The following is a 17,987-nucleotide window of genomic DNA, read 5'->3' as shown; positions in this document are numbered from 1 at the left end:
GAAAAGAGCATGAAACTACTTGACAATGAAGCGCTAATAGCCTAGATTTACACCAGTTGGAGACCTGGATTTTCAACTAAAAAAGGGACAAATTCCTCGTTCGTTGTCAAGTGCGAGCTTTTCGAGGGCGGCCTTGTCCATGTCCTTCGCGACACTTGCCTTGGCGCGGACCTTGCCGTTCACCTGGAACACGACTTCCACGGTGTTTTCTACGGCCTTGGAGTGGTCGGCTTCGGGCCAAGCGACGTTCGTGAGCGATTCGTTGTGACCGAGGATGCTCCACATTTCTTCGGCGATGTGCGGGGCAAACGGGTGCAGCAACTTCACGAACGTTTCGCACGGTTCGCGGTAGCGCTTGTCCATCTTCATCATTTCGTTGTTGAAGATCATGGCGTCTTTGATGTTCTGTAGCGGGTAAATATGGATAAAATTTAATACACTGTATTGCTCTTTTACTAATTTCTATATAAATTTTAGTAAAAAGGAGCACTTTATGGGAACCACAATGAACACCATCAGCGCAAGAATCGATTCGAAGCTCAAAACGCAAGCCGAAAACCTGTTCGACCAACTCGGGTTGAACATGTCAACAGCAATCACCGTTTTCTTGAAGCAGGTTGTCCGCCTCCGCAAGATTCCTTTCGAGATCGCTCTCGACTCTCCCAACGACGAAACCATCGCCGCCATGGCAGAAGCTAACGAAATTGCATCTGGCAAACGCAAGGCAAAGTCTTATAAAAATGCGAAAGCAATGATCAAGGAAAGTCTTGGTAAGTAAAAGTTTTCAGGCGACACGTTCGGTTTGCTATCCCTAACGCTTTTTCGCGACAAAGCAGCCTTCGCCCGTAATTGCCACGAAGATATTATTACCCAGCATTAACGTATCACCCGCCGTGGTGTGGTAAATTTTCCAAACCTCGTTACCGTCTAAACGGTCATCGTTACAGTGTTTATATGGCGGCGTTATCTCGCGGCATTCCGTGTATGTGTAATTTCGATACGTTTCATAGCAGGTTTCGCCATCAGCCAGCCCGTAACAGACCCGAAACGGATTATCCTTTTTTTGTTGAACATTCACGCGAAAGTCAGTTTGAGTTTCTTCAGAAAGCGAAGTTCTGTTTTGACAATGTATTCTTGAAATGCTACTGAATTCAGCAGATGCAAGCAAGTCGAAGCAATTTTCGCCGTCTTGCGTCATCGCGCATGTGCAAAGGAACAACGCTACAACAATAATCAAATGACTTCTTTTCATGATACTTCCTATCAGCGCCACACACCCTTGCTTTTTCCATTTGGATTTCGCCCCGGTTCATACACGCTACCCGGCCGCTCCCATGCATCCCAACCTGGACCAGGCTTAAGCTGCACCCAGTCGTAAGTGTCGCGGTAACGAATCTGGTTCTCATATTTCTTGCCAAAGCGATCCATCACTTCTCGGGTATTGTCCAAGACCTGCCTAATGGGAGTCTTGTCTTCATAATATATTGTCTGATTTTCCATCGGCTTGAAATAGTATTCCCCAATGACCTTCGGGACACTCTTCACAAACACAGTGACGATAATATCTGGGCAACTTTCGCGCAAGTTGTCTATGCTCCATAGGAGCCCGCCAGCAGGAAAGCCATAGTCGTAATAGCAATGGAGCCCCGCAATGTGATTGCTCTTGTATTCTGCAGCAGCCTTTGCCAAATGTCTGATTTCCACCGTTGGGCAAAAGCCTTCTTCATCCGCAGGGAAAGCAATCTGCCCCGTATAATGGCAGACTTTGACACCCGCCGCATCGATTAGAGTCCCTTCGGCCACCCAAACGGTCGAATATACGGCCAAGATGGAAGTTATATTCCACTCCCCCGTCGGTTTGTCGGCAAAGGTCAAGACAGAAAACGCAAGTAATAACAAAAGGATTCTTTTCATAGGCGGGCTCCGTTCATAAATCGCTTTAGGCTACAAATTTGTCAAAAGGAAATCAGCTTTTTTGCGTTCTCCCACGAAATTTTCTTCCAATCCTTACCCGCAATTTGCTTGCTGGCGGCAATTCGCGCCCGCAAGTGCCTCGGGAGGGAGCTTTTCAGGTAACGCCCAGGGATGGGAGTATCCGTCCCGAAAAGAATCCGATCAATAAATCCCTGTTCTCGTGCAACATGAATAAGATTTCGCAGCTGATTATGTGGCATAAAAGAGGTATCTACATAGGCGTTCGGATTTTTCATCAAAACATAGATGGCAGGAGATAACGGGCGTCCATGAGCAAGAATTACAGGAACATCGCTATAGATTTTACAAATATGCCCAAAATTTCCTGCATTACACCAATCGTTCTTTTCACCCGTATGGACTTTCACAAACAGTCCCAATTCCCTCGCAATTTCAAAGACTCGCGTAAAACATTTGTTCGACGCAGTAGGTATCCATTTCTCGGAATCACCATGAATTTTCAGCCCACAAATTTTTCCACCCTTTTCGCTCATATACAAAGACAAGTCCCGAGAACGTTTAAGCATATCATGCGTTACCCACAAAATGGGTTTGGCTCGACCTTTCGAAAGTTCATGCATAGCGACACGTTCTTCTAGCAAAAAACCAGGATTATCCGTGACGATCGTGCTGGTGCTAGAATAAGCGAAATGCGTGATCCCCGACAGTATCAGCGTGCGTAGTATTCGTGGCGGCGTGTAATAGTCGTCAAAATATTGCCCTATATGCACATGAAAATCGAAAAAATTCATCCTATTTTCATTTCCGCTTTAGCAGCATCCCTACGTTCCGCCATCTGTCTAATCAAATGAACATAATCACAATAATCCTTGCTCAATTTTCCTAATTGACCTTTATTCGCAGTCAAATGGGATATAGGACAGAAGGAACAATAGCCTATATCGTCACATTCACGACATTCCTTAAAATCTCCGATTTTTATTTGACGACATTTCGCTAGCAACGGATTGTTCAAGAAAACATTTTCCACCGAATCTTTGTGGATATTCCCCAATTTTTCATACCAACCAATCATAGGGTAAATACTTCCATCGCCTGAAATTAGAACACCCGATGCGGCATACTCATAAAAGAGCGAATTTAAATCTTTTCCATTTTTACAACTAAATCCCCAAACATACCCCAACTCAAAATTGTTTTTTGACGTTTCTGCATAGAAGATTTCCAAATCTTCAACAGAAAGCCTATGTCCAATGTTTACGCCTTCATAATCAGAGTTTTCAAAAATAAAAAGATTTGCACAATTGCCAATTTCTGCATTATCCATATATCGCATCAAGGCGGGAATAGTCATCATATTTGATTTCATAACAGGACTGGAAACAAAAACCTGTATTCCTGCGGCTTTTAGCGCACTAATAGTTTTAAGAGATTTTTCGCATGAGCCCTTAAACCCTGTTATGGCATCATGTATTTCAGGTTGCAACGAATAGAGCGATATTTGAACTTCCTTAAAATGCGGATTATTCTTGAATTTAGCGAGAAATTGAACATCTTTGTCACTCATCAAAGTTCCGTTCGTAAACAAGGTTACTCTGGCATTTTCCTCCATAGAGTGGACTAAAATTTTTCTCCAGTCCCTGTTTAATAACGTTTCGCCTCCAGTCAAAAGAACATTAATTTTTTCTTCGCGGATGGGTTTTATAGCGTCAAATATTTCCTTGACATCATCAATAGAAAGAAAACCCCGCTTGGTCTGTTCGCACGTTCTATAACAATGAATGCAATGTTCATTACACGGATTAGAAATCTCCAAGTCAAGATTTTTCAATTTAGGCATTCTGTTTTGCTCTTTTCCTAACTTTGGCCTCTTCCACAAGTTTGCGATTCAAGTGGGCTGCCTTACAGAAGTGCGGAGCCACTTTCAAATAGTCTCCACCACTTTCATTGAAATTACGAACAAGACAAGGCGCACAGAATTGTCGATCTTCACAATCATAGCATTGCGGAATAGCAGATTTGGTAAGATTACGGAGCTTATTCAATTGCGGAGACTTTTCCCAAATATCCTTGATAGACTGTTCACGAACATTACCACACGCCATTCCCTGCCAACCGCTGCAAGGATATACAATACCATCGCTTGCAATGCAGAGATTGTTCATACCAACCCCACAGAAAGGACGATTTCCCCAATCTTCCCGTGATATTGGACGAACAGGCATATCCGTAAAATCAAGATAATCTTTGTCAAATTGAATAATATCTTTGAGTAATTCTTCAGTCTGCTCAATAGTCAAACGTTCCGCAAGATTATCCGTCGTAAAATCGTACCGTGCCATCATTACATAATCGGTCCGAGCCTTACAATTACGTTCATAAGCGTATTTCAGTACATCTTTGTAGGTATGATAATTCGTTTTCATCACTGGGCAACTGATTTGTACAGGGATATTCGCCGAAATCAACGCATCAATAGCAGCCTTGGTTTTCGCACAGGAGCCTTTAAGTTGCGTAATATGGTCGTGTTCTTCAGGAATAACACTATAAAGCGATGTCTGTACATAATTCGGATTGACTTCTTTAAGAACATCAATCATATGCGGTGTAATCAAGGTAATGTTCGACAGCACATAAAAACTAAAATCGAGTTCACGAGCCTTGCGCAAAATCTTTTCTGCATCAGGATGCGTAAAAAATTCGCCACCCGATAGCGTCAAGCCCATCACTCGCAAATCATGCAATTGGTTAAGGACGCTTTCAATTACTTCATAAGGCAAAACCACATTCTTCAGTTCATGGGGAATATAGCAATGAATACACCTTTCATTGCAACGATTTGTTGTTTCAATTTGACAACTATGGATTTGCGGATGCTCACGGTAATATGCTCCTAAAACATCTTGCGTATCCGCATAGAGATTTTCATCATCGGAATTTTGCAGAGCATTATACGTGAACAGTGTTTTGGGATTTTCTGCATAGCTGAAATAGGTATCCATTGCCGCACACTCTTCAACAGTATTTCCAGAAACCAAGTAGCGGTCGGCAACCAAGGAATCCAAAAAATCTTGCATATCCGTCTGAATATCTAATGGAGTGATTCCTTCAAAGCATTCGCAGGCCTTTACAGCAAGCATTTCTAAGCTCTGAGGCTCGCGAGAGAGAGCTTTAAGAAATGCACCACCTTCCTGAGTATAGGTGCGGTCATGCTTGGTAAGCTGACTATAGATATAGCCATATTCACCAATAGACCGGATAAATGTGTCACGAGATTGTCGATAGAACATTATACATCAGCCTCGTTATTCTTTGAACAGATTACATCGTTGATTATTTGCTTAACCATATCGCAGCAATCGTTTATGTTTGTTGAAGAGGAAATTTTTTCTTTTTCTTTGTATACGTCAAATTCAGCCTTGCTGTAAAAAACCTCTATCATTATTCTTACGCAAGTTTTTTCACCTTTTTTTATTGTTAGGAAGAAATCTTGTCCATGTATCTTATTTGATTCTCTTTTTGATTTCTCAATAGAAAAATCGTGAAAATTTTCATCTTCACAATCATTTTCAAACTCTCTTTTGATTTCATTCACAATTTTTTCTACATCATTCAATCTATTATTATATGATTTCTCAACATTACTTATGGAACAATCTATCGACTTATTAGCAACTTCTTTTATATTTTTTAAAGAGTCTCTAAAAGCACCCATACAATATTTACTCCTTATTACCAAATTGAATACTGTTGATTTGACGAATTAATTCCTCCGCTTTGTTCTGTATTTCTTCAACTACCATTTGACGAATAGTCTCCATATCCTCATCCTCATATGTATTTTTATATCTTATTAAAGTATTAATGTAAAAGTCTGTAGAAAAATTATTACGAAGCTGCTCTAAGAGAATTTCCTTAAGCAATTGATTATTAGCAATCATACAAATCCTTTTTTGATGAAAAAAATCCAAACGCGATGAATATTACTCCATCGCGTCGGAGAATTGATTTACGTCTTACTCAGTACGTTCGCAGTTAAGGCAACTTTGCGAGCCACAACGAGTATCCGACGGGCAACCAGCAGCAAAGCTTCCGGTCGGATTGTTTTTTGCAATCAGACGCGGCTTCTTGTAAGCCATTTTCTTTATTGTTTTCATAATATACCTCTAGAGTATGTTATCCCGCATTCTGTTGCACACCATGTCGCGCGGGTTTCAACACAGCGTGATTTGCATATGCAAATTTTTTGTGGTCCCTATCGTTACTATGTGGCTCCTAGGAGACCATAAAATCAATCTTCGAAATCTTCTTCAGCTTCTACGTCTTCCTGCATTTTTTCCTTGGGCCAAAAATTCCATAGCAGGAAAAACACCCCTACCACCACTTCGATTACAATGCATATAACCGAACGTGTTTCGGGAGATCTATCACCAGTGAACGCAAGCGAAGCAATGAGAATCGCAAGCAACAGCAAACACGAGACAATTCTTATTAAAACCAAACCAAATTTCACAAAAAAGAGCAGAGACAGCACCGTCATCACGGTCCAAACAATGAAAATGTTATCCTTAAAAAATTCCTTGTAAGACGGACAGACCTGATCAACAAAGACCGACAATAGCGTCATCGGCAAAAAAGCGAGAACTGCCGAAATAACAAAACGGACAAACGCCTGCTTATATTTGTGTGTGGAATATTTCGACGCATGACAAGGGAGAGCCACAAGCCAAATAATGAAGGCTCCAACCGTCTCAAAACGAAGTCTTTTAGCGATAAGGCCTTGTTCCCGAGCCTGCGACTCCCTATCTAGAATATTCTTCACAAAACGCATGTGAAGAAAGATGATTTCGCTATCGAGCAAGCTGAAAAAATTTCCGATTTTTTTGAGAAAACCGGGACGTTCGGAGAATTCTTCGTCTTCCATAGGCACCATTCCTTCTGTTAAACATCCGGAGTTCGCCCCTGCTCTACAAAGAGCCTCGCCAAATTTTGTATGGATACAAAAAAGGCGCAGATCGTTGCATTTACCTGAACGGGGCTCTAGACAGCCACTAACCGATAAACGCAAACGACCCACGCCCCAATAGGGCTGTTGCTTACACAGCAAACCGAGATACGCCGCAAAACGGCATACCTGCGTGAGCGCTTGCCTTGTCCTCGGTTAGGGAAATTGTCTAGATTTCGTTCAGAGGGCAAGAGCAAAAACTCTTTTACTCTTTAAAAGTAACATAAAAAGCGGCGAAGCGCTCAAAAAGTTTACAAAAACGAACAATTTCTTAAAGAAAATGGTGAATTTGAGGCTAATTGTAAAGCCAGCGTAGTATTCCTACTTGGAATGAGGGTGACAAATCACACATAAATAATGTATATTCCTCTTTAGAAACATGGAGCGACCTATGGAAACCGTCCTGAACCCGACTCAATTGCATCTTTTAAAGATGTTTTCATTTGCCAAGGATTCCAAATCCCTGGAAGAGATTCGCGTTGCCTTGACGGATGTTTTCGCCAAGCGTGTCGAGAACGGCATGGACGCTCTGTGGGAGTCCGGCGAGTGGGACAACGAAAAGAATGAAGCTGTCTTGAACGAACACCTTCGGACACCCTACAAGAACATATGAGAATTGTTCTTGATACGAATTGCCTCTTAGCATCCCTTTCTAAGCGGGGAGCTTATTTCAATGTCTGGCGAGGCTTACAGGAAGGCAAATACACCCTTTGTATTTCAAATGAAATCCTTGACGAGTATGAAGAAATTATTGAGCAAAAGACAAATTCAATAATCGCCTCGAATGTCATTCAAACTCTTTTGAACGCCCCTTCCGTAGAGTTTATTGACACATTCTTTAGGTTCAACCTTATAAAGGATGATTCAGACGACAACAAGTTTGTCGACTGCGCTATTGCCGGAAACGCAACATTCATCGTATCGAACGATTCGCATTTCAAAATTCTTCAAGAAATAGATTTTCCAAAACTAATCTTGAGAAGTCTGCAAGAATTTTCCGCCATGCTACAATAGCTTCAAGCCCGGGCGTTACGGGCGCGGCGGCTGAGCGTCCGTTAGAAGGGGTAGCGGAAGACCCGACCAGGGACGGGTTATAACAAAAGACGCCCACTCAAATGAGTGGGCGTGACTATAAGGGTGGGGCCGGGGCTGTAGCGAGGGGAAGGCTTTCCCCTCCTAGATCCTTCGGCTTCGGCGCGATGCGCCTCCGCTCAGGATGACACGACCGAAGGTCGCGTCACTTCACCACGATGTTCACGAGCTTGCCCGGGACCACGATGGACTTCACCCCGGAACGAGTCCGGGGCAGGCTCATTTTTATGCCGGCTTGACAACGATGTTGACCAACTTACCAGGCACAACAATTGCCTTGACGACCTGCATTCCCTTCATAAACTCCTTCACTCTTTCGTTTTCCATGGCGAGCTTTTCGAGGGCGGCCTTATCCATGTCCTTCGCTACACTTGCCTTGGCGCGGACCTTGCCATTCACCTGGAACACGACTTCCACGGTGTTTTCCACGGCCTTGGAGTGGTCGGCTTCCGGCCAGGCGACGTTCGTGAGCGATTCGTTGTGACCGAGGATGCTCCACATTTCTTCGGCGATATGCGGGGCAAACGGGTGCAGCAACTTGACGAACGTTTCGCACGGCTCGCGGTAGCGCTTGTCCATCTTCATCATTTCGTTGTTGAAGATCATCAGCTGGCTAATCGCGGTGTTGAAGCTCATGTTCTCGATGTCGCTCGTGACCTTGATGACGGTCTGGTGCATCACCTTCTCGATGGCTTCAGGGGCAGTTTCATCAACGAACACCGGGGCTTCATCGCTGTCGCCAACAACGGAGCGCCAGGCGCGGCCGAGGAAGCGGTTCATGCCTTCGATACCCTTGGTCTGCCAAGGCTTCACGGCGTCCAGCGGGCCCATGAACATTTCGTACAAACGAAGGCTGTCGGCACCGTAGTCGCGCACCACGTCATCCGGGTTCACGACGTTCTTGAGGGACTTACTCATCTTCGCCACGATCTGCTTGAGTTCGATGTCGGTTCCCTTCTTGAAGAACTTTCCGTTCTTCTCCTCGACTTCGTCGGTGGGGACCTTGGAGCCAGCGGCGTCTTCGTAAGCGAAGGCAAGAATCATGCCCTGGTTGAAGAGCTTCTGGAAAACCCCGCAAGGCGAGAGTCGCGGGCAAGCTCGCTTGCCCATGACCGAGCCGAGGAGGTTTCTGCAACGGTTCGCCCCTTTGCATTTGGGCGTTTCCCACTGGCGTGGGTCGGGCTATATTTTATGGGTTGCCCGGTTCACTCCGTTCCCGCCCAACCTCATAAAACGGAGCCTTACCCTTGTCATCCCCGCGAAGGCGGGGATCTCCATTGTGCGTCTCCGCCCTATCGGGTCACTATCCCTAACGCGAATTCTAAATATGGCGAATTTGCCTTATTTAAAATTACTGAAATCTGTAACATTAAAAAGGGGTCGAAAACGACCCCTTTTAGCATTTTTTACTGACCAGCTATTGGAATATCGTCTAAAATATGCGAACTAGTAACTTGGCTTCCTGCATACATGAGATACTTGATTCCACTTGCAATAGCCATTTCCTCAGCTGCAGTTTGTTTCGCCTTTACCACGATGTCGTCAATTTTATTATCGCCTTTAACTTCAATCAATTGATACGAACCATCTGTCATTTTTGCAAGAAAGTCTGGGTAATATTGACGAATTCTTCCTGATTCAGGATCGTAATAATGAACAGAAAGGTCACCTTGATTGGAAGTAAACATTCCAGTAAAATACACTTCAGCAACTTTCCCGCTTGTGATATACTGCAAAAAACACTCCCTTTCAGGAATGGAGTCAAAACAGTATGTATCCGCATGGAAACTTTTCTTGATTTGTTCAGGTGTGAAACCGGGATAGCGATTTGTAAGTACAAGGTCATCCTTTGCGGAAAACTCATAATAACCGCCCTCCTTCGGCTCACGCAACAAGATTAGTTCTTTATCCTCTGTTTTTATTTCTGATGTTATGTCAAAAAGTGCATGGAATATAGTTGGAATAACAAAATCAGTCAAAACAGCATTGTAGCGGTTGACTGCATTGAGGACTATTTCAGCTCCATCAGTTGACTCACGAATGATTTTTGAGACTAGAACACAAGAAATATTTAGGTAACGAGCAACTTCTCCAACAAGAGTAATTTCGCTATACTTCCTATTTTCTTGTAGATAATCCACATTTTTTTCTTTGACAGCGCTTTCATGAGCGAGACTATCTCGTTCGTACATGATGCTTGCATATTTCGAAAGGTCGGCATCAACTAATTTAAAATTGACTGGTTCAGAATATTCTTTTTCATGAAGCGTATATTCGTGCCAAACTCGTTTGAGAGTGATTTTCCGAGGAGGGGGAACAACACGCACCTGATATTTGTGACGATCATCGTTAGCCGGTTTCTTGATATCCTTGAGTTCCATATTGAAATTTTTATGGAGTTCTTGATCTAGGGTATCATAGTTTTCCTTGGAGAGAAATACCGTTGCGGTCAACCGTTCTTCTGTAATTGCTCGGAGGCAGCGCATTGTTGCTTGAAGAACGAATATCTTCGAACTTGGACTGCGGAAAAGAGCAACACCAAAGAGCGATCGACAATTCCAGCCTTCTTTGCCTTTTTCAACAAGAATTATGAATTGCTTTTCATTTCCTTCGGCACCAACAACATCAAGGTTGTTGAAATCTCTAATATCATCGTTCTTTGTGTATTTTGCATCACCGACATTCAAGAGAATTTTCGAAGCAGAAACACCAAGTTTTGCAAGAATTTTCTCAAGAGTAGGCTTTACCTCAGTAGCGGCTTCTTCTACTCCTGCGGCATAGATTGCAAGTTTTGGATTCAATCCCTCATAAGTTTTTCCACCATAGCGTTCCCAGAATGTCGTTACAGCTGCAGAGAGAAATTCTTCATTCTTTACATTTTCAAAGCCGAGCGGATCGGCATCTTTGAGGAATCCATTCCAAATGGATTCTCGCAAACCGTACGCATAAACAACTTCTGGCAAAAGTTGATTTTTGACATACGGAGTACCCGTATAGTTGTAACAAGCGACGATTGAAGTATTAGCAGCAAGCAAATTGATTGTATCACGAAGGCTTGTCTTATTCGCTCCACTCGACCTGATTTCTTTCTCCAAATCAGCACCAAAAAGATGGTGCGCTTCATCTACATAAACGCCAAGTTGTGGGAGACGACAGAGTTTCTTGAATCGTTGATTATCCATCAAAGATGTTGGATCCCATGCATCATCATCGTCCTCACTATTAGTCCCATAAACAGCAGAAAGTAACGATCCGGAACCACTGAAAAGTGTTTCGGCAGCAGAAGTGTCTTTGCGTTTTTTCTTCACGATAATTTTCTGCGTATTGGATATGATGATATTGAAATCGGAATCATCAATCGTATGCAGGATTGTCCCTGTTTCGTCCAAAAAATGAAACTTGATGTTAGAGTCAAGTACTCGTGCATATTCCATCGGAACGACTTTCGTTTTATCAAAAGTCATGATTTCGCGAAGAGATTGAAGAACTGTTTTGTCAGGCGCAAATACGAGTGCATTATGGCAGAATCGCTTATCACTCGGATACTTTTTTGCCAACAAAAATTCATAAAAAATACAGGTGGCCATGAGGATGGTCTTGCCAAGACCCATCGTGAGAGCATAGATGTAGTTGGGGTAGTTTTCCCGGAACTTTTTCATTTGCTTGAAGAGCGTGTCGGTTTGCTTTTCTGTTGGTGCATCAAAAAGATGAATTTGGCCGCCTTTATCAATTGAGTAGTATGATGCATCCGAAAAACGGTCTCTTTTATGGCGCCAATCATCGAACATCTCATAGACTTGTTTGTTGTTCATAAATTCCTTCACGAACACGTACATTTCTAGAGCTTCGAATTGAGGCTTTCGTAGAAAAGCATGCGAATTTTCTTCGCTGTCATTATAAGCAAGGAATTTCCTAGTGAGATCATTATAACGAGAGCGAATTTTTCCGCGGTTTGTGGTATAGTAATACCACAATTGTTGATTAAACGAAAAATTTGAATCAAAATTTTCTGCCATTTAACGAACCTCCACTTCCAAAGATTCTGAAAGCAGATCCGTAATCTTGACTTTAATTGTCCCACATCCTTCAGGAATGTCGTAGATGCCTTTGACCATTTCATTCTTATTGGGGATGTCCATTACAGAGGGTTGCATGACTACACCATCATAGTTCCAGTCAATCATAATTGAATCAACTAACTGCCGCCAATCTTCAACGTACTCTTTTTGAATGGAGAGTTTTTGCATCAAATTCATCGGGTAGAACGCGCGGATGACAAGTTTATCTCCTTCGCGAACGATTTCTGCTTCAGAGTCTCGCTTCAGTTGCAAATCAGATTTGTCGCGAAGAATATCGACGATTTGTACATCCACCTTATAGTCTGTTAATTCTTGCTCTAACGCGCCCTTCAAATCAGGTTCATGACCCATGCAAACGATTGTGATTCGCTCTACAGGCTGGCCTGGATTTTCGGCTTTGCGTTTTTCGTATGTCTTGTACGGAAGATTTGCAAGAAGTTCTTTTAGATCGGCCTTGGTAGCAATTCGGTTAACAGGCATAATCTTTACCATTCGTCCGTCTAATTCACCATCCCACACATCGCTTTTCGGGAAGGGTTGAATTTCGAGAGCTGCTATCAAAAGGTCGCGAGCTTCTACAGGGTTACGGAAGAAATCATAGTTATTGACATTATAAACCTCAAAACCAGTATATTTGATATTTCCTTCTGCACTTGCAGATTCTGTTTCATTTGCTTTACTGAATTCAATGATTTTATCGTTACTTTGCGAAGTATTTTTCTTGCTAGGATCCGCTGTATAAGAAGTCCTGTTATCGGCAGCCATTGAATATTGTGGTTGCACCATTTTATAGGTCATAGGTTTATTAGCAGGTTTAAGTTCTTCTGCAATAGAAAGCAATCGCTTGGTTGTTGTTTGTATAGCACCAAGATTTATGTCAGCACCGATAAAGCGACGACCGAGTTTCATGGCGACAGCCTGAGTCGTGCCACTGCCCATAAAACAGTCAAAGACAAGATCGCCGGGGTTTGTTAAAGCCTTTATGATGCGTTCAAGTAAAGCTTCTGGTTTTTGGGTAGGGTATGATACGTTTTCAGGACTTTTGGGATCAACTACTTTTATATACCATACGGAGCCTAGGACAGAACCTTTAAAATCTACTATAATATCTTTATTTTGGGGTTTTCTTCCATAATTTTTTTCAAAACGATTCACATAAGTTGTAAATCTTGAATCATGATATGGAGCATTATCTGCATAAATACGATTATTTACAATATAATTATACCATCGATTATAGTTGATTCCACCAGAAATGTCGTCATCATTCAAAACATTAAATTTATAATCCGAGGATTTTGAGAAAAACAACAAGGAATTATGTCTTCTTGGAAACCATGAATCGGAATTAACCCAAGCACCCTGATTTTCCCAAATAATTTCATTTCTAAAATTAGCAGATCCAAAAACTTCTTCCAAAAGGCAACGGAGATGATGTGATTTATGCCAATCACAATGAAGAAAAATACTGCCTTGTTCTGAAAGCAATTCTCGTAATATAGTGAGTCGTTCATACATAAACTGAAGATATTCATCGTTTGTCCAAATATCACCATATTGCTTTTCTTCAAACGAAGAACTATCAGACTCAGCCTTGCCTATTCCGCGAATATCAATTTTCTTTTTGTAGTCTGCCTTACTATCAAACGGCGGGTCAATGTAGATGAGGTCAACTTTGCCACGATATTCTTTAAGCAAGTGGCTCATAACTTGGAGATTGTCACCCCAGAATATCTTATTCATCCATCCATTCTGCTCTTCGCCATAGGATTCGCGAAGCTGAGCCGGATAATACTGCGTAGAACGGTAAGGGCGTTTTCCCGTCCAACGGAGTTCAGGGAAGCCTTTAATTGTAGGTTTCTGATCAAAATTGAAAGTTAGCTGTTCATCCATTTTAAGCCTTCTCCGGTTATTTGTTCATGCAGTAGAAACGAAAATCACATTCTGCGCAAACTTTTGAATCATTTGCACAGCGATGGAAGTCCTTTTTCAAAATTTTCTTGACCGTATCATCGAATACCGCCATAGTTCCCTCTACAGCAGATTTCGTGTACGGATATGTAATCGTGGGGATACCGCTATCTTCACCAGTGTAGTAGAGGTGCATCTTACTGACTTTTTGCCCAGTGCGTTCCTCTACCAAGTGTGCATATATGTGGAGCTGTCGTCGGTATCGCTCAAGTCGGTCCCGCATTTTTTCAATATCGGGTTTTCGCTCGGCTTTAAAATCAACGATTTCAACAGTATCGCCTTCGCCCCGAATCAAATCAATCTTACCTTCAATGATGTAATCTGGTTTTACCAGCGAAACATCTACTTCGGCTTGCTGAATATGGGACCAATCACCATGTTGTCGCTCCATATAACGCAACACTTGCTTGAGAGCCGCCTCTCGCTGAGGTGCTGCTAGGTAAGTATGTTCGGTCTTTGTGAGCGACTCATAGTTGGAATCAAACCAATGATTCACATTTTCTTCAGTAATCGTCTGTTCCTCATGACGCATGGCCGCACGATGAATATCCTCTATCGTTTCGTGTACCAACGTACCGAAAAGCATGGCATTCGCACGCACAGGCGCGAATCCCAATTCTTTATAAAATTTGTATTGGAGAGCGCATGTCTCGTAAACTGTAATGTGCGATGTGAATGAGTAGGTATTTTTGACATTCACATCTTTTACAAGTTTAAAGTCAAATTCTTTTATATCGAATTTTGGATTTTCTACAGATTTTAGTTTGCCATATACATCTTTAAAGTAGTTGCTAGGCGCTCTTGAATCTTCACAGCAAGTTAAAATCAATAAATCCTGCGCACGGGAAAACGCCGTATAGTAAAGTCGCCAAAAATCGAAATACTTTGTGAGTTCATAAGGTTCAAATGCAGGTCGTTTAAAATAGCGATCTTCAATTTTCAGCATTAGGTCATTTGAATTTTTTCTCGGAACATTCCAAAGAGAATCCACAAAGACAATTGGAAATTCCATGCCCTTAGATTGATGAATTGTGAGGAACGAAACACAGCCGCTGGGCGCATATTCAGAATCATCTTCATATTCCGTAATGCCCCCATCAAAAAGCAATCGAAGATATAGATTAAACAGTTTTTCGGTATCTTGGTCAATGCGTCGCTTGCCGCGATATTCATTTGCATTCAAAACGTCAATTCGATGCAAATATTCAAATTTTCCGATAATCTGCGTCAGTTTAGCAATGTTGCGTGCTGGACGGACATCAACCATACCGACATTCATTTCTGTATCAAGAATTCCTGCGAATGGGTGGAATTCGAACAACTGATACATAAGTCCGCAATAGGCGTAGTCGGTCGCTTTTGTTAATCCAATATGTTCTTTGCCTTTACGCCTAACCCATTTTAAAAGTTTTTCGTTTTCTGGTTGCGTAAGAAACTCGTTTGCCATCACAATGCAATTACGATAGTAAGTCAAATGTTCCGGCTGCAAGAACGTATAGTCTCCGTTTTCCAAGCCATGCACATAGCGAGGGAACATGAGCATGAGGCAGCCCAAAGCAAGCTGAATTTCGTATCGATGGAAAAACATATCCGAGCGAGGAGAATAAACGTTTATCCGATTTTTCTCTAAGAATTGTGCAAGTGCGATAACTTTAGGATGCTTTACGGAATTGAAAAGGAATGCAATTTGATTGTAATCTGTGAGTTTGCCTGAATCTTTTAGGTCGTTAATGAATTGCAGAATCTTTTCGTGCCATTCATCGACATCTTCTTCGCCAGCCAATTTCACGACTGAAGGGCTATGCAGTGAACTTTTTTTATGCGGCTCTATTGTTTTGTCGTAACGGAATTTGTCCCACCGGAATTTGAAGTTTGCACCTTCTGTGCATGTCATCCATTCGTTGTAGAAATCAACAATGTCACTGTTAGAACGGTAATTGACAACGAGAGGAATTACTTTGCATTCTCCAACGGTAAATTTCTGAGGAAATTCCAAAATATTACGGATTGTAGCCCCTCTAAAACGATACAAGCCTTGGTCATCATCGCCAACTACACAAATATTTTTACGGTTCCCTGCAAGAAGAAATACAATCTGTTCCTGAATAAAGTTTGTGTCCTGATATTCGTCAACCATGATGTGCGTAATCTTGGAGCGAAGTTCTTCCAAGATTTCCACATGGTTTTCAAGCAAATGGTAGGCTTCAATTTGAATAGACGAAAAGTCCATCAAATTGTCTTCTGCAAGAATTTTGCGATATTCTATCAGTATTCGGCCAAGAGCCGCAATGGATTTGTCGGAGTCGAAGACCAACTCATCTGGATTCACCAACTCTTCGGAAAGACTGTTTACGTAGTTGCAAATAGACTCTGATTGAATCCATGTTCCGCCATTCGGAAGTACATTTTCTAATTCTGGAATGTTCCGAAAACGGTAAATGTTTTGGAACACCATATACTGTTGATCAAAACCATCCAATAGACGATAATTTTTGCGAAGCCTTGTAAATTCAAGATGTTCTTTCAGAATGCGGAGGCATAGCGAATGGAATGTACCGATGTACATTTCATTAATATTTGCAATAATGCCGCGAGCTGCCAATTCATTTGTAATTCGGGTAATCAGTTCTTTTGCAGCTTTTTCTGTAAAGGTCGCAATGAAGATGCTTTCCGGTTTTACGCCACATTCTTGTATGAGATAGATTGCACGTTGAACGAGCGTGTATGTTTTACCCGTTCCCGGCCCTGCCGTAATGAGAACCGGACCTTCGGCTGAAGAAATCGCCTTGCGCTGCCCTTCGTTCGCATTACCGAAATCAAACATGATGGGCCTCCATCACGCTAGGAACGCAATCTTTTTTCAAACAAAGAATCAATCAAACCTCGTTCATTACGCTCCTGAACTGGCTGATTGACTACGCAATTTCTAAGAAAAAGAAAAGGCGCAGGTCACCCGGTTTATCACACTGAGGCTCTAGACTAGCCCTTACACGATAAACGCGAGCGACCCACGCCCCAAAATTTTTTGCAAATACGCAAAAGCACCGCCAAAGGCGGCCAGAGGGCAATATACCGGACTACATCGCTGTAGCCACGATACACCGAACCATACCGCAAAAGCGGCATGGCTGCGTGAGCGTTCGCCTTGTCCTCGTGTAATTGAAATTGTCTAGATTTCAGTGTGAGAACAAGAGCTTGAAACTCTAATATGTCTATGGAGAATGATAGTAAAAAAGAGAATGATTGTTTTTACAACTTGCCGAGAATGGTTAACTGCACGCATTTTTTGCGTGTTGATGGGCTAAAAGGCCATATGTTCCATTTTGGAACTTATGTATTGCCCAACAGTCGCAAATTTTGCGACTGTTGGGGTGAACGGGGTAAGCCGGGCGTTGCGGGGCGGCGTTTACAGAAACCCCTGTCGCTCGGTCATACCCGTGCAAGCACGGTCGCGACACTCGCTTACAGGGTTTTGAGCACCCGCAGTGGGGGGGCGCGAAAGACGAAGGGAGATCCCCGTGATTCTATCGGGGCTTCGCCCCTCCAGAATGACAGCGGGGATGACAGTCGGCTGGAGCCAGGGGGACCCCTCCCCCTCAATATTCAAAAATCGCCCCAAATGCGTCAAAACAGCCATTTGTCATAATCTGACATCCAAGGTATGTATATTTGTACCAGCGAGGTTCTATGCTGGTAACTTTCCTTATCGTGCTTGGCATATTGGCCCTTTTCGGAGCTGGTGACGCAGGGGATGCCTGCGCCATTACCTTGCTGTTGAAAGTGCTGCCAATACTCATTTTCGTGGGGATTTTCGTGTTTTTGACGTTCTGTAGCGGGTAAATATGGATAAAATTTAATACAATGTATTGCTCTTTTACTAACTTTTATATAAATTTTAGTAAAAA

The 17,987-nt window shown here is 42.5% G+C and carries 17 protein-coding genes; 4 read left to right on the top strand and 13 right to left on the bottom strand.

The features are described from left to right. Positions 1-72 precede the first annotated feature (72 nt). The gene (locus BUB55_RS06090; protein ID WP_073189123.1) at positions 73-390 is read right to left on the bottom strand and encodes a class I tRNA ligase family protein; all 318 of its coding nucleotides are present in this window, start codon (positions 388-390) and stop codon (positions 73-75) included. Positions 391-493: 103 nt separating this feature from the next. Here BUB55_RS06090 and BUB55_RS06085 point away from each other — a divergent pair, with 103 nt between their 5' ends. Beyond that, positions 494-778 (top strand): type II toxin-antitoxin system RelB/DinJ family antitoxin, encoded by a 285-nt coding sequence (locus tag BUB55_RS06085; RefSeq protein WP_073189121.1) that lies wholly within the window; start codon positions 494-496, stop codon positions 776-778. A 33-nt stretch (positions 779-811) separates the two neighbouring features. Here BUB55_RS06085 and BUB55_RS06080 read toward each other — a convergent pair whose 3' ends face one another. The 8 genes from BUB55_RS06080 to BUB55_RS06045 all read right to left on the bottom strand — a co-directional run bounded on the left by BUB55_RS06080 (position 812) and on the right by BUB55_RS06045 (position 6,859). Beyond that, positions 812-1,252, bottom strand: coding sequence for a hypothetical protein (locus BUB55_RS06080; RefSeq protein ID WP_143152940.1), 441 nt, complete (start codon positions 1,250-1,252; stop codon positions 812-814). 11 nt (positions 1,253-1,263) lie between these two features. Beyond that, positions 1,264-1,914 (bottom strand): hypothetical protein, encoded by a 651-nt coding sequence (locus BUB55_RS06075; RefSeq protein WP_073189118.1) that lies wholly within the window; start codon positions 1,912-1,914, stop codon positions 1,264-1,266. 41 nt (positions 1,915-1,955) lie between these two features. Further along, complete coding sequence (locus tag BUB55_RS06070) at positions 1,956-2,726, bottom strand: amidohydrolase family protein (protein ID WP_073189116.1); 771 nt, start codon at positions 2,724-2,726, stop codon at positions 1,956-1,958. Beyond that, complete coding sequence (locus tag BUB55_RS06065; protein WP_073189114.1) at positions 2,723-3,775, bottom strand: radical SAM protein; 1,053 nt, start codon at positions 3,773-3,775, stop codon at positions 2,723-2,725. Before BUB55_RS06065 ends, BUB55_RS06070 begins: the two co-directional genes overlap by 4 nt. Then, positions 3,768-5,225 carry a radical SAM/SPASM domain-containing protein gene (locus tag BUB55_RS06060; protein WP_073189113.1) on the bottom strand — a complete coding sequence of 486 codons (1,458 nt, stop codon included), beginning with the start codon at positions 5,223-5,225 and terminating at the stop codon, positions 3,768-3,770. The genes BUB55_RS06065 and BUB55_RS06060 overlap by 8 nt, the downstream gene beginning before the upstream one ends. Continuing rightward, complete coding sequence (locus BUB55_RS06055; RefSeq protein ID WP_143152939.1) at positions 5,225-5,650, bottom strand: hypothetical protein; 426 nt, start codon at positions 5,648-5,650, stop codon at positions 5,225-5,227. The genes BUB55_RS06060 and BUB55_RS06055 overlap by 1 nt, the downstream gene beginning before the upstream one ends. A gap of 7 nt (positions 5,651-5,657) precedes the next feature. Further along, complete coding sequence (locus tag BUB55_RS06050; RefSeq protein ID WP_073189109.1) at positions 5,658-5,876, bottom strand: hypothetical protein; 219 nt, start codon at positions 5,874-5,876, stop codon at positions 5,658-5,660. A 350-nt stretch (positions 5,877-6,226) separates the two neighbouring features. Then, positions 6,227-6,859, bottom strand: a complete 633-nt coding sequence (locus tag BUB55_RS06045; RefSeq protein ID WP_073189107.1) for a hypothetical protein — start codon at positions 6,857-6,859, stop codon at positions 6,227-6,229. A 514-nt stretch (positions 6,860-7,373) separates the two neighbouring features. On the opposite strand from BUB55_RS06045, the gene BUB55_RS06040 reads away from it, so the two are divergent. Continuing rightward, positions 7,374-7,553, top strand: a complete 180-nt coding sequence (locus BUB55_RS06040) for a hypothetical protein (protein ID WP_200778518.1) — start codon at positions 7,374-7,376, stop codon at positions 7,551-7,553. Then, on the top strand, positions 7,550-7,954 hold the full coding sequence (locus tag BUB55_RS06035) for a putative toxin-antitoxin system toxin component, PIN family (protein ID WP_073189105.1): 405 nt from the start codon (positions 7,550-7,552) through the stop codon (positions 7,952-7,954). Before BUB55_RS06040 ends, BUB55_RS06035 begins: the two co-directional genes overlap by 4 nt. Positions 7,955-8,257: 303 nt before the next feature. Here the strand turns inward: BUB55_RS06035 and BUB55_RS06030 are convergent, their stop codons facing one another. The 4 genes from BUB55_RS06030 to BUB55_RS06010 all read right to left on the bottom strand — a co-directional run bounded on the left by BUB55_RS06030 (position 8,258) and on the right by BUB55_RS06010 (position 16,906). After that, on the bottom strand, positions 8,258-9,142 hold the full coding sequence (locus tag BUB55_RS06030; RefSeq protein WP_073189103.1) for a class I tRNA ligase family protein: 885 nt from the start codon (positions 9,140-9,142) through the stop codon (positions 8,258-8,260). Positions 9,143-9,438: 296 nt separating this feature from the next. Beyond that, positions 9,439-12,048 carry a TnsA endonuclease N-terminal domain-containing protein gene (locus BUB55_RS06025; RefSeq protein WP_073189102.1) on the bottom strand — a complete coding sequence of 870 codons (2,610 nt, stop codon included), beginning with the start codon at positions 12,046-12,048 and terminating at the stop codon, positions 9,439-9,441. Then, positions 12,049-14,004 carry a site-specific DNA-methyltransferase gene (locus BUB55_RS14460; RefSeq protein WP_200778517.1) on the bottom strand — a complete coding sequence of 652 codons (1,956 nt, stop codon included), beginning with the start codon at positions 14,002-14,004 and terminating at the stop codon, positions 12,049-12,051. A 16-nt stretch (positions 14,005-14,020) separates the two neighbouring features. Then, positions 14,021-16,906, bottom strand: a complete 2,886-nt coding sequence (locus BUB55_RS06010) for an ATP-dependent helicase (protein ID WP_073189100.1) — start codon at positions 16,904-16,906, stop codon at positions 14,021-14,023. Positions 16,907-17,769: 863 nt separating this feature from the next. Here BUB55_RS06010 and BUB55_RS14455 point away from each other — a divergent pair. After that, positions 17,770-17,922 carry a hypothetical protein gene (locus BUB55_RS14455; RefSeq protein WP_200778516.1) on the top strand — a complete coding sequence of 51 codons (153 nt, stop codon included), beginning with the start codon at positions 17,770-17,772 and terminating at the stop codon, positions 17,920-17,922. Positions 17,923-17,987 lie beyond the last annotated feature (65 nt).

The organism is Fibrobacter sp. UWP2, assembly GCF_900141705.1.
Classification (GTDB): domain Bacteria; phylum Fibrobacterota; class Fibrobacteria; order Fibrobacterales; family Fibrobacteraceae; genus Fibrobacter.
Note: the sequence above shows the minus strand (reverse complement) of the source record. Positions and strands in the feature narration are given on the sequence as shown.

Bases quoted from the DNA above. Each gene is read 5' to 3' on its own strand.
- BUB55_RS06090 (WP_073189123.1), bottom strand. From the start codon at position 390: ATGATCTTCAACAACGAAATGATGAAGATGGACAAGCGCTACCGCGAA.
- BUB55_RS06085 (WP_073189121.1), top strand. From the start codon at position 494: ATGGGAACCACAATGAACACCATCAGCGCAAGAATCGATTCGAAGCTC.
- BUB55_RS06080 (WP_143152940.1), bottom strand. From the start codon at position 1,252: ATGAAAAGAAGTCATTTGATTATTGTTGTAGCGTTGTTCCTTTGCACA.
- BUB55_RS06075 (WP_073189118.1), bottom strand. From the start codon at position 1,914: ATGAAAAGAATCCTTTTGTTATTACTTGCGTTTTCTGTCTTGACCTTT.
- BUB55_RS06070 (WP_073189116.1), bottom strand. From the start codon at position 2,726: ATGAATTTTTTCGATTTTCATGTGCATATAGGGCAATATTTTGACGAC.
- BUB55_RS06065 (WP_073189114.1), bottom strand. From the start codon at position 3,775: ATGCCTAAATTGAAAAATCTTGACTTGGAGATTTCTAATCCGTGTAAT.
- BUB55_RS06060 (WP_073189113.1), bottom strand. From the start codon at position 5,225: ATGTTCTATCGACAATCTCGTGACACATTTATCCGGTCTATTGGTGAA.
- BUB55_RS06055 (WP_143152939.1), bottom strand. From the start codon at position 5,650: ATGGGTGCTTTTAGAGACTCTTTAAAAAATATAAAAGAAGTTGCTAAT.
- BUB55_RS06050 (WP_073189109.1), bottom strand. From the start codon at position 5,876: ATGATTGCTAATAATCAATTGCTTAAGGAAATTCTCTTAGAGCAGCTT.
- BUB55_RS06045 (WP_073189107.1), bottom strand. From the start codon at position 6,859: ATGGAAGACGAAGAATTCTCCGAACGTCCCGGTTTTCTCAAAAAAATC.
- BUB55_RS06040 (WP_200778518.1), top strand. From the start codon at position 7,374: ATGTTTTCATTTGCCAAGGATTCCAAATCCCTGGAAGAGATTCGCGTT.
- BUB55_RS06035 (WP_073189105.1), top strand. From the start codon at position 7,550: ATGAGAATTGTTCTTGATACGAATTGCCTCTTAGCATCCCTTTCTAAG.
- BUB55_RS06030 (WP_073189103.1), bottom strand. From the start codon at position 9,142: ATGGGCAAGCGAGCTTGCCCGCGACTCTCGCCTTGCGGGGTTTTCCAG.
- BUB55_RS06025 (WP_073189102.1), bottom strand. From the start codon at position 12,048: ATGGCAGAAAATTTTGATTCAAATTTTTCGTTTAATCAACAATTGTGG.
- BUB55_RS14460 (WP_200778517.1), bottom strand. From the start codon at position 14,004: ATGGATGAACAGCTAACTTTCAATTTTGATCAGAAACCTACAATTAAA.
- BUB55_RS06010 (WP_073189100.1), bottom strand. From the start codon at position 16,906: ATGTTTGATTTCGGTAATGCGAACGAAGGGCAGCGCAAGGCGATTTCT.
- BUB55_RS14455 (WP_200778516.1), top strand. From the start codon at position 17,770: ATGCTGGTAACTTTCCTTATCGTGCTTGGCATATTGGCCCTTTTCGGA.